We start from the raw sequence: 16,061 nt of genomic DNA, 5'->3' as shown, positions 1-16,061 counted from the left end.
TCATTCACTGGTAAGGGCCGCGACCGGGTCGAGGCGGGCGGCCTTGCGGGCGGGCATGAAACCGAAGACAACGCCGGTGACCAGCGCGCAACCGAAGGCGCCGAACACCGCCAACCATTCGAAGGCCACGGCGATCTTGCCCAGCAGCAACGCGCCGCCCACCAGCAGGGCCAGACCGATACCGGTGACCCCTCCGACCACCGAGAGCATCACTGCTTCGGTGAGGAATTGGCGCAGGATGTCGCGCTGGCGGGCACCGGTGGCCATGCGGATGCCGATCTCGCGGGTGCGTTCGCGCACGGTCATGAGCATGATGTTCATCACGCCGATGCCGCCCACCAGCAGCGAAATCGCCGCGATGGCGCCGAGCATCAGTGACAGCGTGCCCTGGGTGCGCGCCTCGGCCTGGATCATCGCGGCGTTGTTGGTCAGCTCGAAATCCTGCTTGCCGTCGTGCAGGCGCAACAGCGTCCGGGAGATCGCCTGTTCGGCCTCCTGGACCTTGCCTGCATCGCGCGCGGCGATCACCACGTACTCGGGATGGCGGGTGCCGAACAGCCGCACGCTGGCGGCGGAGTAGGGGATGGCGATGCGATTGTCGGCGTCCGAATCCCCGGAGCTGGCGCCTTTTTCCGCCAGTACGCCGACCACCTGGAATGGCATGTTCTCGATCAGGATGTAGCGGCCGATGGGATCGGCGACGTCCTTGAGCAGCTTCTGCCGGACCTTGTGGCCGATCACCGCCACCGCCGCGGCGCCGCGTTCGTCGGCATCGGTAAAGTAGCTGCCCTCGGCCACCGGCCAATTGAAGATGATCGGAAAGTTCGTGTCGTTGCCACCGACGTAGCTGGTGTGGTCGAGGTTGCCGAAACGTACGCTGGCTTCGGCGCCGTTGACCGGCATGATCCGTTGCACCTCGGGCAGGTCGGCGAGGGCAGCCAGGTCGTATTCGCTGATGATGCCCTTGGCGGCGCGCGGCGCGGGCGCGCTGCCGTTGAGGTAGATGATGTTCGAGCCGAACGCGCCCATCTGGGCCATGACCTGGCGCTTGCTGCCTTCGCCCACGGCCAGCATGACCACCACCGAGGCCACGCCGATGACGATGCCCAGTAGCGTCAGGGCGGTGCGGAAACGGTTGATCCACATCACCCGCCACGCCGCCTGTACCGCGTCCACCAGCTCGCCTTTCCAGGCACCGTTGTGTTCGCTGCCGGCACTCAGGCGCTGGCGCAGGTCCACGGCTTGCAAGGCCTTTGGATTGGCTTGCACCTCGTGGGGCAAAGCGGTGGCGCTGTCGCTGATGATCAGTCCATCGCGGATCTCGATGATGCGCTTGGCCCGGGCCGCCACTTCGCGGTCGTGGGTGATCAGGATCACCACATGGCCCTGGCTCGCCAGTTCGTCGAGCAAGGCCATGACCTCGATGCCGCTCTGGCTGTCGAGGGCACCGGTGGGTTCGTCGGCGAGGATGATGTACCCGCCGTTCATCAAGGCCCGGGCAATCGACACCCGTTGCTGCTGGCCGCCGGACAATTGATGGGGGCGGTTGCCGGTGCGGCTGGCCAGGCCCAGGCGCTCGAGCAGGGCGCTGGCCCGGGCGTGGCGCTCGGCGGCGGAGGTGCCGGCGTAGATGGCTGGCATCTCGACGTTTTCCTGGGCGGTGCCGGAAGGAATCAGGTGATAGCCCTGGAACACGAAACCGAACGCTTCGCGCCGCAACCAGGCCAATTCATCGCTGCCCAGATTGGCGACGTCTTCGCCGGCGAAACGGTACTCGCCGCGGGTGGGGCGGTCGAGGCAGCCGAGGATGTTCATCAAGGTGGATTTGCCGGAGCCGGACGCCCCGACAATCGCCAGGAATTCCCCGGCGTGAATGGCCAAGTCAATGCCGCGCAGCACCTCCACTCGCGGGCTGTCGCCACCGCCGTAGGCTTTGCGAATGTCCCGCAGTTCGATCAGGGGCGTGTTCATTCAGCCTCCGCTGCCGCTGGCCGGGCCGATCAGCACGCGGTCGCCTTCGCTCAGGCCGTCGAGGATCTGTGTGCGCAGCCGATCGCTGACGCCGGTGCGAACGGTGCGCGACTGGACCTCGCCATTGTCGGCCAGCACCTGAACTTGGCCGACGTCCTGCAAAGCGGCGATGGGTACGGTCAACACATCCTTGGCTTGGGCAGCGACGAAAAACACTTGGGCGGTCATGTCGGTCATCAGCGCGCGGTCGGCGTTGTCCACATCCAGCAACACGGTGTAGAGCACCACCCGCTCGCTGCCGCTGCGACCGCCCGTGGGGCTGCCGCCCTGGCTGGCTTCCAGTGGGCGCGGCGGCACCGGGAGGATCTGGCGAACGCTGCTGCTCCAGCGCCGGCTGCCGCCGGCCAGGGTGGTGAAGTAGGCGCTCATGCCTGGTTTGACGTGGCCGATATCGGCTTCCGAGACTTCGGCCCAGACAGTCATCGGCGACAGCCGGGCGATGCGCAGGATCAGCGGGGTTTGCTGCTGAGCGTTGAGGGTCTGGCCTTCCCGGGCACCGACGGCGACCACGGTGCCGCTCATCGGCGCATAGATGCGCGTATAGCCCAATTCAGCCTCGTCACTGCGCAGGCTGGCCTGGGCCTGGCGGATCTGGGCCTGGAACATGTCGATGCGCGCCTGGGTCGCCCGCACTTCGGCCTGGGCAGTCTGCACGTCTTCCTCGCGGGTGGCGCCGCCGGCCTTCAGTTGCTGCTGGCGCCGGAATTTCTGCTGCGCAAGGTCGTGCTGGGCGCGCTGTTCCTGGAGCTGGGCCTTGAGGTTTTCGATGGAAAAGCGCCCGGCATCAAGCTTGGCTTTTTGCGTGGACGGGTCGATTTCCACCAGCAGTTGGCCTTCACGGACCTCGTCGCCGGCTTCCACGTGAATCTTCTGGATCTGCCCGGACGCCTGGGCGCCGACGTCGACATAACGCCGCGGTTGCAAGGTGCCCAGGGCGGTGACGCTGTTTTCGATATCGCCCCGGGTGACGGGGGCGGTGACCAGGGGCGCACGGCTTGGCGCCACCGCTTGCCACGCGGCGAAGGCCACGGCCGGAAGCAGGGCGAAGGTGAGAAGGCAGGCGCGTCGGGTAAGGCGGGGACGTTTCATGCAGGGTTCCGGCCGGTGATATCGGACCCGTCCGAGGAAGGGCAGGGATGGGAGGCTGTTCTGGTAAACGAGCGCTCGGGGCGGGAATTTAGAGGTGCGGAACACTTGGCAGGCTTTCGCCACAACAGCAGTGCCAGGCGCCACTGGCAATGAACGAATCAGCCTTGATACAAACCAAAGCTTTAAATCTATATGAGAATTACTATAAATTACGCGATTGAATCTGCCACTATCGTGCCATTGCCTGTCCCAGGCATGCCGAGTGGGCACAGGGATAGCTGTCGCAGTCATTGCGCACGGGAGTCATGTTGGAGAACTACTATCGCGAGCTGGTGTGTTTCCTGAACGCCAGGCTAGGCAACCGCCAGGCGGCCGAGGATGTGGTGCATGACGCCTATGTGCGGGTGCTGGAGCGCGCCAGCGACACCCCCATTGAACAGCCCCGGGCGTTCCTCTATCGCACGGCATTGAACCTGGTGATCGACGGGCATCGGCGCAATACCGTGCGTCAGGTCGAATCCCTGGAGGTGCTGGACAGCGAAGAGCGCTTCTTCACCCCGTCGCCCCAGACCAGTCTCGACCACGGCCAGCGTCTGGACATGCTCCAGCGTGCCCTGGCCGAGCTGCCGCCGCTGTGCCGCGAGAGTTTCCTGCTGCGCAAGCTCGAAGGCCTGTCTCACCCGCAAATCGCCGAGCGCCTGGGCATTTCCCGGGCACTGGTGGAAAAACACATCGTCAACGCGATGAAGCATTGCCGCGTTCGCGTGCGGCAGTGGGACGCGCATTAATCTGCTCACGCCGGTCGTATCGCGGTAAATTTTTTTTCATTGTCCTCGTTCCTCTCAACACACGACTTGTTGGCCCCTAAACGCTGGGCAGGTCACCCCAGGCTTTTCGCGCCCTGTTGAGGGCTTTTCCAGAGGACACTGGACATGACACAGGCAATTGCATCGCCCATCATTCACGACTTGATCGGCATTGGTTTCGGCCCTTCGAACCTGGCGCTGGCCATCGCGCTGCAGGAGCGGGGGCCGGTCCAGGGTGAACTGGACGTGCTGTTCCTCGACAAACAGGCCGACTACCGCTGGCACGGCAACACCCTGGTGACCCAGAGCGAGTTGCAGATTTCCTTCCTCAAGGACCTGGTGACCCTGCGCAACCCCACCAGCCCGTATTCGTTCGTCAATTACCTCAAGCACCATGGCCGCCTGGTGGATTTCATCAACCTCGGCACCTTCTACCCGTGTCGCATGGAGTTCAATGACTACCTGCGCTGGGTGGCTGGGCATTTCACCGAACAGAGTCGTTATGGCGAAGAAGTGCTGCGCATCGAACCGCTGCTGCACAATCAACAGGTCGAAGCGTTGCGGGTGATTTCCCGCGATGCCCAGGGCGAGGAGTTGATCCGAACCACCCGTTCGCTGGTGGTCAGTGCCGGCGGTACCGCGCGCATCCCCGAGGCGTTCGAGGCGTTCAAGGATGATGCGCGGGTGTTCCACCATTCCCAGTACCTGGCGCGCATGGCGAGCCAGCCCTGTGTGAGCGGTCAGCCGATGAACATCGCCATCATCGGTGGCGGGCAGAGCGCGGCGGAGGCCTTCATCGACCTCAACGACAGCTTCCCTTCGGTGCAGGTCGACATGATCCTGCGCGGCTCGGCGCTCAAACCGGCGGACGACAGCCCATTCGTCAACGAAGTGTTCTCGCCGGAGTTCACCGACTTGGTGTTCCAGCAACCCCACAGCGAGCGCGAGCGCCTGGTCAACGAATATCACAACACCAACTATTCGGTGGTGGACATCGACCTGATCGAACGCATCTACGGGATTTTCTATCGCCAGAAAGTCTCTGGCGTCGCCCGTCATGCGTTCCGAACCCTCACGACGGTCGAAAAGGCCACGGCCAGCGACGCCGGCGTGGAGTTGGCCGTGCGCAACAACGCCACGGGAGAGCTGACCGTGCGCCGCTATGACGCCGTGGTGCTGGCCACCGGTTATGAGCGGCAGATGCACCGCGCTCTGCTGGAACCACTGGCGCAATACCTGGGGGATTTCGAGGTGGATCGCAACTACAAGCTGATCACCGACGAGCGCTGCAAGGCGGCGATCTACATGCAGGGCTTCTGCCAGGCCAGCCATGGTCTGAGCGACACCTTGCTGTCGATCCTGCCGGTGCGCGCCGATGAAATCGCCGGCTCGCTCTATGAGCATGGGAGCCATCGTGGGCAGGCGCGTCCGGTGCGCGATCTGCTGTTGGCCGCCGTGTAGGAGCTGTCGAGCGAAGCGAGGCTGCGATCTTTCCCAAACACTTGGGGCCCAAGTGAAAGATCAAAAGATCGCAGGCTTCGCCAACGCCTACAAAACAACGAGAAACCGTCAGGAAATTCTTCAGAAATTTCCTACACTCACCTCACAGCCTCCTGCTGTTTGAAAGGCTCGGTTCGCTGTTCCCTCGTATTGGCAGTCTGAACCCTCAGCCGGTCCACCCTGACTGTAACGTGCAGTCGCGGTGCGCCGGGCCGACTACGCCAAACGAAACAAACTGACCAGATGATGCTGTTCTTACGCACAGGCCTGGTGACGCTGTTGCTGGGCTCATTGAGTGTGGTGCCACCGGTGGACGCGGCACCCGAGGCGCTGCAGGTGCTCGGGCGCTCCAATGTGAGCGATTATTCGGTGTCCCTGGACGCTGCCGACTGGCGCTGGCTGCGCCAAAAGGGCACGTTGCAGCTGGGCGCCTCGGCGCCGGACTACGCGCCTTTCAGCATCACCGGCAATGCTCGCGACTATGAAGGCCTGACCGCCGACTATGCGCAATTGCTCGGGCAACTCCTGCACGTCAAGGTGCAGGTCCAGCGTTATCCGTCCCGTGCCGAATCACTCCAGGCCCTGCGCGGCGGTGAAGTCGATATGCTCGGCACCGCCAACGGCTTCGAAGCCGCCGATCGAGACCTGGCGATGTCCCAGGCTTATGCCGACGACCTGCCGACTCTCGTGGCCCGGGTCAACGACAGCCAGGACTTGCCCACCGACCTGGCGGGCAAGCGGGTGGCGATGCTGTATCACTACTTGCCGCCGGAGACGGTCGAGGCGTTTTATCCCGATGCCTCGTTGCAGTTGTTCCCCTCGACCTTGAGTGCCATCGGCGCCGTGGCGTTTGGTCAGGCCGATGTTTATCTAGGGGATTCAATCAGTTCCAACTACCTGATCAGCAAGAATTACCTAAACAATATTCAACTGGCCGATTTCTCGCGCATGGAAGTGCAGCCGTTCGCATTCGCGGTCAGTCGCGACAACACGCGCCTGTTGCGCATCGTCAATGCCGCACTGCAAGCCATTCCCGCCAGCGAACAAATGAGCATTCTGAGGCGCTGGAGTGCCGGCGGCGCGAGCATGCCGGGACAGCAGGCGCTGCATTTCAGCGTCAAGGAGCAGCGCTGGCTGGACGCTCATCCGCGGATCAAGGTGGCGGTCAACGAAAACTTCCTGCCGCTGACGTTCTTTGATGAACAAGGCCATTTGCGCGGGATCGGCGCCGATGTGCTGGCGAGGATCAGCTTACGTACCGGTTTGAAATTCGATGTGCAGCGTGGCGGCTCGGTTGACGATTTGATCGGGCAGATCAAGAGCGACAAGGCTGATGTCTTGGCGACCGCCATACCCAGCACCGAACTCGAAGATGAGTTGCGCTTTACCCGACCGTACCTGACGAATCCGTTTGTGCTGGTGGTGCCCGCTCGAGCCAAGGGCCCGCTAACCCTGGACCAGATGGCCGGCAAGCGCCTGGCGTTGGTGCGCGGTAACGTGTTGCGCGAGTTCCTGCTGGAGCAGTTCCCTCGCGTGCAGTTGGTGACGGCACAAAACAACGCCGACGCCATGACCATGGTCGCCGCCGGCACGGCGGACGCTGCGATCAATCCGCTGATCAGCGCCCGCTACATGATCTCACGCCAGTACCGCGACACGCTGCAGGTCACCAGTACCGTTGGCATCTTGCCCGCGCGCGTTGCGTTGGCGACGAACCGGGGCGCATTGGAGCTTTACTCGATTCTCGACAAGGCGCTGCTGAGCATTTCTCCCGAAGAGATGGATGAGTTGACCAACCGTTGGCGCAGTGAGGTGGTGATCGACGACAGTTACTGGTTGCGCAACCGCACCACGATTCTCCAGGGGTTCACCGTCGCTGCGTTGCTGTTGCTGGTGACCTTGGGCTGGGTCATTTACTTGCGGCGCCTGCTGGAGCAATTGCGCATTGCCAAGGAAAGCGCCGACGACGCCAACCGCGCCAAGACCACCTTCGTGGCGACCATGAGCCATGAGATCCGCACACCGATGAATGCGGTGATTGGGCTGCTGGAGCTGGCCCTGAAAAAAGCCGACCAAGGCATTGTGGACCGGTTCGCCATCGAGGTCGCGTCGGGGGCCGCCCATGGCATGCTGGATTTGATCGGCGACATCCTCGACATCGCTCGCATCGAGTCGGGCAAGTTGTCGCTGACGCCGCAACGGGCCAATCTGTACGAATTGACCGAGTCGGTGGCGCGGATTTTCGAGGGCCTGGCCGGGCAGAAACACCTGCGCCTGCAACGGGTGCTGGACGCCGGGGTCAGCCGTGACGTGTTGATCGACCCGTTGCGCTTCAAGCAGATCGTCTCGAACCTGTTGAGCAACGCCATCAAGTTCACCGACCAGGGCGAGGTGCGCCTGAGTGTGCGCGGCGAGCCTGACGTTGAACACGGGCGCCTGGGCGTTTGCCTGCGCGTCGAGGACACCGGCTGCGGGATTCCGCCTGAAGACCAGCGCCGCCTGTTCAGCCCCTTTACCCAGGCCGCTCACGCGACCCAGTCGGCCCGCAGCGGTTCCGGGCTGGGGTTGGTCATCAGCCGTACGTTGTGCGAAATGATGGGCGGTACCCTGACATTGCGCAGCGTAGCGGGGGTGGGCACGCAGGTCGAGATTCTGCTGGACCTGCCCCTGCTCGATGCCTTGCCGGCCGCGCCGCCTGTCGAGGCCGAGGCGCTGGTGCCGGGCCGGGCGCTGAGTATCCTGGTGGTCGATGACTACCCGGCCAACCGCTTGCTGCTGTCCCAGCAACTGGGCTACCTGGGCCATCGTGTCCAGGAGGCGCAGAACGGTGTCGAAGGTCTGAATGCCTGGCGCAGTGAACACTTCGATGTGGTCATCACCGATTGCAACATGCCCTTGATGAGCGGCTACGAACTCGCGCGGGCCATTCGCGACGAAGAGCGTGCGCAAAACCTGTCGCCCGGGGTGATCCTGGGGTTCACGGCCAACGCCCAGCCTGAGGAAAAGGACCGCTGCGCCGAGGCAGGGATGGACGATTGCTTGTTCAAACCCATCAGCCTTCGGGAACTCAACGCATGCCTGGCTTCGGTCATGCCGGACGTGGGGACGCCTCAGCCCGGCGATGGCATCGACTTGACCAGCCTGGAGCAATTGACCGGCGGTGACACGACCGCCATCAGGGCGCTGCTGGAGGAACTGGTCAGCAGCAATGCCGACGATCAAGCACGACTGTTGCACCTGTCCAGCCGACAAGACTTGTCGGGCCTGGCGGACCTGGCGCACCGGATCAAGGGTGGGGCGCGGATCATCCAGGCGCAAGGCCTGATCGCCGCCTGTGAGGCGCTGGAAAGTGCTTGTCGGGGCGGCGACACGTTGCGGCTTGCCCACGCTGTGGAAGATATTCGCCAAGCCATCGAGCACCTGGCGGAACAACTGAAGACCTATGTGGGAGGAAATCTGTCCCCAGGGCCGTAGGAGCTGACGAGTGCAACGAGGCTGCGATCTTTCCCCTGACAGTTGAGTCTCAAGCGAAAGATCAAAAGATCAAAAGATCAAAAGATCGCAGGCTTCGCCAGCTCCTACAAAAGCGTCGGGTGCAGGATTAGTTTCCTCGCCGCAGAGGCTTGGTCCGTCATTATTTTAGGAATAGTCCTACATCGCCTTTCAAGGTCTTCCTCTAGCCTGACGGCCCTTAATGTTCTTGAGCCGGTTTCTACCTGGCGCGTTGCTATTGGAAAGCTTGCCATGCCGAACAAAGCACTCCGTATTCTGATTGCCGATCCACACCATGCTCATCGAGTCGTGCTGGAGCGGCTGTTCAATCAACACGGCTATTTCCGGATTGTCCCCGTGAGCCATGTGCAAGAGTTGCTGACTCTGGTGGAGTACGGCAGCGAGCCCTTCGACCTGATTGTCGTCAATGCCGGGCTGGCAAGCGGGGCGTTGGACTTGCACGATTTTGTTATCTATAACCCACAGGTTCGTCACGGGATGATCTACAACGCGCAACCGGCCAGTCTGTCGCGGGTGCCAGTCGCGCGCCGATCGAGCATGCACCTGAGCCAGGCGCCACTGCCTGACCTTGCCTCCCTGCGGCGCCTGATGGAGCAGGTCGACCCTCAAGCCAGTGAGTCGCTGCAACCGTGGACGTGCGCCCTCAGGCAGGGCCATGGACGCTGAGAAAGACCGTTGGTCTGCACTGTCGGATCTGACAGGTGGCAGAGCCCGGTGCTTGTGCGAGAGTCCGGTGCAGTCATGGTGCCGGTGCCGTTTGTAATGACCTGGGGAATTACCTTGAAAGACGTGTTAATCGTGGATGACCACCCTGTCATAAGAGGGGCGCTGCGGCTTATTTGCCAGAATGAGGCGTTCACCCACATCCGGGACGCCAGCGGCACGGGTGATGCCAGGACTTTTATCAAGGAGTGCGTGCCAGACCTGGTGATCCTGGACCTGGTAATGAACGGTTTCGATGGCCTGGACCTGTTGGTCTGGATCATGGCCCAGTTCCCTGAGTGCAACGTGCTGGTGTTCACTTCCCAGGATGCGCAGCACTTCTGCAACCGCTGCATCTCGGCCGGGGCCCGGGGCTTTGTGACCAAAAAAAGCGACCTCAAGGAACTGACCAAGGCGATCCAGGCCTTGAAGTCCGGTTATGCCTACTTCCCACAGATGTCCGTCAGGCTGGATTTTCAGCGACGCAGCGAACAACAGGCCCTGGAAAGTCTTTCCACCCGCGAGTTATCCATCCTGCGCATGCTGGCCATGGGCATGCGCGGCAAAGACATTGCCGAAAGCCTGTTCCTGAGTCCAAAGACCGTCAGCACCTACAAGTCTCGGCTGCTGGAAAAGCTTGGCCTGCAATCCTTGGTGGGGTTGTCGGAGTTTGCCAAGCGCAATCACCTTTGAATGAGTTACACCAAATAATGTGGGAGCGAGCCTGCTCGCGATAGCGGCCTGACAGTCAATCCATCATCGGCAGATGTACCGCTATCGCGAGCAGGCTCGCTCCCACAGTTTTTTGATCGCTGTTCTTCAGATAGAACGCTAAAGCCGATTTTTGCAGTCTAGTGCTGCAAAGGTGTCGGTTCTAAGCTGTCTCCATTAAATCGCAGCACCTGATTTTTTGGAGACACAGCATGAAAAACATCATCGGCCTCTACACCAGCCCACGGCCCCACTGGGTCGGCGATGGCTTCCCGGTTCGCACGCTGTTTTCCTATGACAACCTGGGCAAGCACGTCAGCCCGTTCCTGCTGCTGGACCACGCCGCTCCGACGGAATTCACGCCTACCACCGAGCGTCGCGGCGTCGGCCAGCACCCGCATCGCGGTTTCGAAACCGTGACCATCGTCTACCAGGGCGAACTGGAACACCGTGATTCCACGGGCAGCGGTGGCAAGATCGGCCCTGGCGACGTGCAATGGATGACCGCCGCGTCCGGCATCATCCACGAAGAGTTCCACTGCGAAGCCTTCGCCCGGCAGGGCGGGTTCATGGAGATGGTCCAGCTGTGGGTCAACCTGCCGGCCAAGGACAAGATGGCCCCGGCCGGCTACCAGACGATCCTCAAGGACGACATTCCGAACATCGCCCTGAAGGACAACGCCGGCAGCCTGCGCCTGATTGCCGGGCGCTTCGAAGGGCAGCAAGGCCCCGCCAGGACCTTCACGCCCATCGACGTCTGGGACATCCGCTTGAATGCTGGGAAAACCCTCATCCTTGACCTGCACGAGGGCCACAACACCGCCTTGGTGGTATTGCGAGGCTCGGTCCAGGCCAATGGCCGCGAACGGGTGGAGGCCGGGCAAATGGCCCTGTTCGACCGGGCCGGCGACCAATTGAGCCTGCAAGCCAATCACGATGCGGTAGTGTTGTTGCTCAGTGGCGAGCCGATCGATGAACCCATTGTCGGCCACGGTCCGTTCGTGATGAACAGCGAGCAGGAAATTCACCAGGCCTTCAACGATTTCCATTCCGGGCGTTTTGGCCAGATGGACGATTGACGCGAAACAACGGTCAATCGTCGCCAATCGCCTTCCCGGAGCTGCCCCGATGCTGTCTCTGATGTCAGAGCGGCGGCTCTGTGCCCTGGCAGCTGGCCGAAACCGGCCTGTAGATTGCTTGGAGACTGTTCGCTGCGCGAACCCTGACGGTGCTGATCGGTGCGGCGACGTCCAATGCGATGGCGAGCATTGTCGGCGTAGCCTTGCAGCGAAGGCCGGGTCACTGACATCGACTGGCGCGCCACGCGCTTGCAGACCGCCCAAGGCTGCATGGCCGGATAGATCTCCCATTGGCCACCCGAACTTCCCAACAATTGGCTATTTGTACCGCGCCACTGCACGGCTAACGTAGCGTCACACCCAATTGTTCTGGAGTTCATCATGCAACCGCGTATCGATTTCTACACCGCTTCCCCTGATGCTTTCAAAGCCATGCTGGCCCTGGAAAACGCCGCCTCGAACCTGGGCCTGGAGAAGTCCCTGCTGGAACTGGTCAAGCTGCGCTCCTCGCAAATCAACGGCTGTGCCTTCTGCATCGACATGCACACCGCCGATGCCCGCAAGGACGGCGAGACCGAGCGTCGGCTGTACGCCGTGACCGCCTGGCGTGAAGCGCCGTTTTTCACTGGCCGTGAGCGCGCCGCACTGGCCTGGACCGAAGCCCTGACTCGCCTGAGCGACACCCATGCCCCAGACGCTGACTATGCCCTGTTGAGCGAGCATTTCAGCCCCAAGGAAATGGTCGACCTGACCGTGGCGATCAACGCCATCAATGGCTGGAACCGCTTGGCGGTGGGCTTTCGCAAAATGCCTGAAGCGTAATCAGAAGAAAAAATATCGGTGGAGGTGGGCCTTGCTCCCACAGGCTCTGTGTACACCTCAAACCTTCAACACTTTGCCACTGGCCGCCACTGCCACCAGCGATATCGCAATCAACCCGAAGGCAATGCTCAGGCTGCTGCCATGGGCGACGAAGCCAATCAGCGCCGGGCCGGCAAGGATGCCGGCATAGCCGATGGTGGTGATGGCCGCAACGGCGATGGCCTCTGGCATCAGGGTCTGTTTGCCGACGGCGGTGTACAGCACCGGCACGATGTTCGAACACCCGGCGCCCACCAACGCATAGCCCAGCAGTGTGGCTTGCCACATCGGTGCGAGGGTCGCCAAGAGGAACCCGGCTGCCGCGATCGATCCGCCGTAGATAATCACGCGCTTGGCCCCCAGGCGATGCACCACTGAGTCGCCGGTCAGCCGGCCGACAGTCATGGTCAGCGCGAACGCGGCATAACCCAGCCCGGCATAGGCGGTAGCCACTGCGCGTTCGGTGGTCAGGAACACAGCGCTCCAGTCCAGCACCGCGCCTTCGGCCAGGAACACGATGAAGCAGAGGATGCCGATGAACAGCACCACGCCATGGGGAATGGCAAACGCCGGTCCAGAGCTTTCACTGCCGTAGGGCAACAGGTGCGGCGCCGCCTTGAACAACGCCACCAGCAGCACACCATTGACCACCAGCGTCGCCCCCAGCGGCGAAAGTCCCAGGCCGAGCAGGGCACTCACGCCCGCCGCGCCAATGATCCCGCCGAGGCTGAACATGCCGTGGAAACCCGACATCATGGTCTTGCCACTGGCCCGCTCGACGATCACCGCTTGCAGGTTTACGGTCGAGTCCACGGTGCCGAGCCCGGCGCCAAATAGGAACAATGCGGCCACCAGCCAGGGCAGGGAAGTCATCGTCGCCAGCAACGGCAACGCCAGGCAGATCAGAATCGTGCCGCCGCTAAGTACCCGCCGGCAGCCGAAGCGCGTCGCCAGCGCACCGGAAATCGGCATCGCCAAGATCGACCCGACCCCCAGGCATAACAGCAGCAAGCCGAGGGTGCCTTCATCCAGGTTCGCCCGCACCTTGGCGTAAGGCACCAGCGGCGCCCAGGCGGCGATGCCGATGCCGGCGATGAGATAGGCGATGCGAGTGGACATCTGTTCCAGGCGTCCGGGGATAAAGGTGGGCGGGGGCGTAATGGCAGTCATGAAACGTCCTTGGCTGTCGTGCGGTGCGGTGCGGTGCGGCGGGCAGGGGGCCTATGCTTGCATATCCACTGACTGCACCGCGACCCCAAGGTGCCGGCCAAAGCGTGGGCTTTGCTCCCTCAGCCTTCTCCAGCATAAAGTATCGGCCCTAGCTGGCTGACTTCGGGTCTGGTCTATGACGCAGTTTTATGATGCACGCGGTAATATCTATGGCGTCGTTTCGCCGCAACAGGTGCGTGATTACGGCATTGATTTGCCGCCTTCAGCCGCCCTGGCTGCACAGCGGCGCGAGTCCTGGGCCTCGGCTGTCGTGCATGCCTTCTGCGGTTGGGTGCCGGGCGAAGCACCGCCGGAGGCCAAGGCCCATCGCAGTGACGGCCTGTTGATCGGCCCGTTCCAGAACAAACCACCCTTTGACCTGTTGATCGTCAACACCGACGGCACCCTGGCCGAACGCAGCGGCAATGGCCTGACGATTTTCTCCCGGGCGCTGCAAGAGCAAGGCTTGATGGCGGGTGCGGGTGAGTGTGTGCTGCAGGTTCATCATGACAAACCTGAGGGTATCTCCCCGCTGCAAACCTCGGTTCGCGCCGCTGAATTCGACGATGTTCAAGGCTTCTGGCTGGACCTGGGTAAACCGCTGTTCGGACCCCGGGCCGTTGGCGCCCGGGATGTCGAGAGCGTGATGTTCAACCAGTGCGATGTCAGCCGTGTCGCGGTGCTTGAACGGTTGAACCCGGCGTGGGGCAACAGCCAGTTCGTGAACATTGGCAATCCTCATTGCGTGACGCTGGTGGCCGGTGCCGAAGGGTTGCCGAGCCATTCGCAGATGCATGCTACGGCGCTGTCGCAATGGCTGGTTCGCATCGCCTATGCCGCGCCAGGTGGCGCCGGGCTACCGTGCCCCAGCGGGGTGAATCTGCAATGGGCCAGTCTGGAAGCCGAAGGACGAATCGCCGCCCGGGTGTTTGAGCGCGGCGAAGGACCCACGGCTTCCTCGGGCACCAGCGCCAGTGCTGTGGCCAGTGCGGCGTGGCGGGTGGGCTGGGTGCCGGCGGGGGCGGTGAGTGTGGTGATGCCGGGGGGGACTGCGCCGATTTTGCTGGAAGAGGAGGCGGGTGAGTTGGTGCGGGTCAGGTTGTTTGGTACGGCGCGGTCTGTGCCCTAGCGTCTCTTCGCGAGCAGGCTCGCTCCCACATTCGATCTTCAGTGAGCACAAAATCTGTGTACGACACATATCCACTGTGGGAGCGAGCCTGCTCGCGAAGGCGGCAGTGCATCCAACATCAATGCAACTGACCCACCGCCATCGCGAGCAAGCTCGCTCCAAGGGGTTGGGGAACTCAGTCCGGCTGCTGCGCAAACTCCACCACCGGCATCTGCCGCTTCATCAGCACTTCACCGTTGCGAATCGAATAGAGCGGCAAGCCCTGGCTGCGGATCACTTCGTAGTCACTGTCCGCCGACAGGATCAGCAGGTTCGCCGGGCGGCCGGGTTCCAGGCCGTAGCGCTCGCCCAGGGCCATGGCCTTGGCGCTGTTGTCGGTGACCAGGTCCAGGGCGCTTTGCAGGTTGCGATAGCCGAGCATGTGGCAGATGTGCAGGCCGGCTTCGAGGACCCGCAGGATATTGCCGTTGCCCAACGGGTACCACGGGTCGACGATGGAATCCTGGCCAAAGCACACGTTCATCCCGGCCTCGAGCAGTTCATTGACCCGGGTGACGCCGCGGCGTTTGGGAAAACTATCGAAGCGCCCTTGCAGGTGAATGCTTTCGGTGGGGCAAGAGACAAAGCTGATGCCCGAGTGCCCGAGCAGGCGGAACAGCTTGGCGCAGTAGGCGTTGTCGTAGGAGCCCATGGCCGTGGTGTGGCTGGCGGTGACGCGCGCGCCCATGTCGCGGCTGCGGGCTTCTTCGGCGAGCACTTCGAGGAAGCGTGAGTGCGGATCATCGGTTTCGTCGCAATGCACATCCACCAGGCAGCCGGTGCGCTCGGCCAGGTCCATGAGGAATTTCACCGAGCTGACGCCCTGGTCGCGGGTGTACTCGAAGTGGGGAATACCGCCCACCACATCGGCGCCCATGCGGATGGCTTCTTCCATCAACTCACGGCCATTGCGGTAGGACTCGATGCCTTCCTGGGGAAACGCGACGATTTGCATGTCGATCAGGTGACGGCTTTGCTCGCGAACTTCCAGTAGCGCCTTGAGCGCCGTGAGCTCGGGGTCGGTTACGTCGACGTGGGTGCGCACATGCTGGATACCATGGGCGGCGAGGGCCTGAATGGTTTTCTTGGCGCGAGTCTTGGTGTCTCCCTCGGTGATAGTGGCCTTGCGTTCGCCCCAGCACTCGATGCCTTCGAACAGCGTGCCGCTCATGTTCCAGCGCGGTTCGCCGGCGGTGAGGGTCGCATCCAGGTGAATGTGCGGTTCGACGAAGGGCGGGACCACCAGGTTGCCGCCGGCGTCGAGGTCTTCCGGGCCGAGGCTGTGGGCCTCGGTCTGGCGGGCGATGTTGGCGATCAGGCCGTTTTCCAAGTGCAGTTCATGCAAGCCTTCACGGTTACGCAGACGGGCGTTGATGATGTGCATCGGGCGAA

Annotated in this window: 12 protein-coding genes and 1 pseudogene; 9 read left to right on the top strand and 4 right to left on the bottom strand. The window is 62.5% G+C overall.

The window, feature by feature from the left end:
- Entirely contained in the window at nucleotides 1-1,971 is a 1,971-nt protein-coding gene (locus AACY42_RS23085; protein WP_339482549.1) for a MacB family efflux pump subunit, read from the bottom strand.
- Nucleotides 1,972-3,120 (bottom strand): efflux RND transporter periplasmic adaptor subunit, encoded by a 1,149-nt coding sequence (locus AACY42_RS23080; RefSeq protein ID WP_339482547.1) that lies wholly within the window; start codon nucleotides 3,118-3,120, stop codon nucleotides 1,972-1,974.
- A gap of 305 nt (nucleotides 3,121-3,425) precedes the next feature.
- Between AACY42_RS23080 and AACY42_RS23075 the strand changes: the two genes are divergently transcribed.
- From AACY42_RS23075 to AACY42_RS23040, 8 genes and pseudogenes are all read left to right on the top strand, one after another.
- On the top strand, nucleotides 3,426-3,908 hold the full coding sequence (locus AACY42_RS23075) for a sigma-70 family RNA polymerase sigma factor (RefSeq protein ID WP_339482545.1): 483 nt from the start codon (nucleotides 3,426-3,428) through the stop codon (nucleotides 3,906-3,908).
- Nucleotides 3,909-4,052: 144 nt separating this feature from the next.
- Complete coding sequence (locus tag AACY42_RS23070; RefSeq protein ID WP_339482544.1) at nucleotides 4,053-5,387, top strand: lysine N(6)-hydroxylase/L-ornithine N(5)-oxygenase family protein; 1,335 nt, start codon at nucleotides 4,053-4,055, stop codon at nucleotides 5,385-5,387.
- Between the two features lie 282 nt (nucleotides 5,388-5,669).
- Complete coding sequence (locus tag AACY42_RS23065) at nucleotides 5,670-8,900, top strand: transporter substrate-binding domain-containing protein (protein ID WP_339482542.1); 3,231 nt, start codon at nucleotides 5,670-5,672, stop codon at nucleotides 8,898-8,900.
- Between the two features lie 270 nt (nucleotides 8,901-9,170).
- Entirely contained in the window at nucleotides 9,171-9,605 is a 435-nt protein-coding gene (locus tag AACY42_RS23060) for a response regulator (protein WP_339482541.1), read from the top strand.
- Between the two features lie 114 nt (nucleotides 9,606-9,719).
- A complete protein-coding gene (locus AACY42_RS23055) occupies nucleotides 9,720-10,334 on the top strand; it encodes a response regulator (RefSeq protein ID WP_445261758.1) in 615 nt (204 codons plus the stop codon).
- A gap of 230 nt (nucleotides 10,335-10,564) precedes the next feature.
- Nucleotides 10,565-11,431, top strand: coding sequence for a pirin family protein (locus tag AACY42_RS23050; RefSeq protein WP_339482540.1), 867 nt, complete (start codon nucleotides 10,565-10,567; stop codon nucleotides 11,429-11,431).
- Nucleotides 11,432-11,511: 80 nt separating this feature from the next.
- Nucleotides 11,512-11,707, top strand: a pseudogene (locus AACY42_RS23045) (mechanosensitive ion channel protein MscS); the annotation flags it as partial.
- A 105-nt stretch (nucleotides 11,708-11,812) separates the two neighbouring features.
- Nucleotides 11,813-12,253 carry a carboxymuconolactone decarboxylase family protein gene (locus tag AACY42_RS23040; RefSeq protein ID WP_053123536.1) on the top strand — a complete coding sequence of 147 codons (441 nt, stop codon included), beginning with the start codon at nucleotides 11,813-11,815 and terminating at the stop codon, nucleotides 12,251-12,253.
- A gap of 57 nt (nucleotides 12,254-12,310) precedes the next feature.
- On the opposite strand, the gene AACY42_RS23035 is transcribed toward AACY42_RS23040, so the two are convergent.
- Nucleotides 12,311-13,462: an MFS transporter gene (locus tag AACY42_RS23035; RefSeq protein WP_339482537.1), complete on the bottom strand. Its 1,152-nt coding sequence runs from the start codon at nucleotides 13,460-13,462 to the stop codon at nucleotides 12,311-12,313.
- 175 nt (nucleotides 13,463-13,637) lie between these two features.
- On the opposite strand from AACY42_RS23035, the gene AACY42_RS23030 reads away from it, so the two are divergent.
- Nucleotides 13,638-14,630: a diaminopimelate epimerase gene (locus tag AACY42_RS23030; RefSeq protein ID WP_339482534.1), complete on the top strand. Its 993-nt coding sequence runs from the start codon at nucleotides 13,638-13,640 to the stop codon at nucleotides 14,628-14,630.
- A 175-nt stretch (nucleotides 14,631-14,805) separates the two neighbouring features.
- Here AACY42_RS23030 and codA read toward each other — a convergent pair whose 3' ends face one another.
- A complete protein-coding gene (gene codA, locus AACY42_RS23025; protein ID WP_339482532.1) occupies nucleotides 14,806-16,053 on the bottom strand; it encodes a cytosine deaminase in 1,248 nt (415 codons plus the stop codon).
- Nucleotides 16,054-16,061 lie beyond the last annotated feature (8 nt).

This window comes from Pseudomonas sp. RL_5y_Pfl2_73 (assembly GCF_963970515.1).
In the GTDB taxonomy this organism is placed as follows: Bacteria; Pseudomonadota; Gammaproteobacteria; order Pseudomonadales; family Pseudomonadaceae; genus Aquipseudomonas.
Note: the sequence above shows the minus strand (reverse complement) of the source record. Positions and strands in the feature narration are given on the sequence as shown.

What these genes read in the sequence shown, in the direction of transcription:
- AACY42_RS23085 (WP_339482549.1), bottom strand. Translation starts at nt 1,971, where the DNA reads ATGAACACGCCCCTGATCGAACTGCGGGACATTCGCAAAGCCTACGGC.
- AACY42_RS23080 (WP_339482547.1), bottom strand. Translation starts at nt 3,120, where the DNA reads ATGAAACGTCCCCGCCTTACCCGACGCGCCTGCCTTCTCACCTTCGCC.
- AACY42_RS23075 (WP_339482545.1), top strand. Translation starts at nt 3,426, where the DNA reads ATGTTGGAGAACTACTATCGCGAGCTGGTGTGTTTCCTGAACGCCAGG.
- AACY42_RS23070 (WP_339482544.1), top strand. Translation starts at nt 4,053, where the DNA reads ATGACACAGGCAATTGCATCGCCCATCATTCACGACTTGATCGGCATT.
- AACY42_RS23065 (WP_339482542.1), top strand. Translation starts at nt 5,670, where the DNA reads ATGATGCTGTTCTTACGCACAGGCCTGGTGACGCTGTTGCTGGGCTCA.
- AACY42_RS23060 (WP_339482541.1), top strand. Translation starts at nt 9,171, where the DNA reads ATGCCGAACAAAGCACTCCGTATTCTGATTGCCGATCCACACCATGCT.
- AACY42_RS23050 (WP_339482540.1), top strand. Translation starts at nt 10,565, where the DNA reads ATGAAAAACATCATCGGCCTCTACACCAGCCCACGGCCCCACTGGGTC.
- AACY42_RS23040 (WP_053123536.1), top strand. Translation starts at nt 11,813, where the DNA reads ATGCAACCGCGTATCGATTTCTACACCGCTTCCCCTGATGCTTTCAAA.
- AACY42_RS23035 (WP_339482537.1), bottom strand. Translation starts at nt 13,462, where the DNA reads ATGACTGCCATTACGCCCCCGCCCACCTTTATCCCCGGACGCCTGGAA.
- AACY42_RS23030 (WP_339482534.1), top strand. Translation starts at nt 13,638, where the DNA reads ATGACGCAGTTTTATGATGCACGCGGTAATATCTATGGCGTCGTTTCG.
- codA (WP_339482532.1), bottom strand. Translation starts at nt 16,053, where the DNA reads ATGCACATCATCAACGCCCGTCTGCGTAACCGTGAAGGCTTGCATGAA.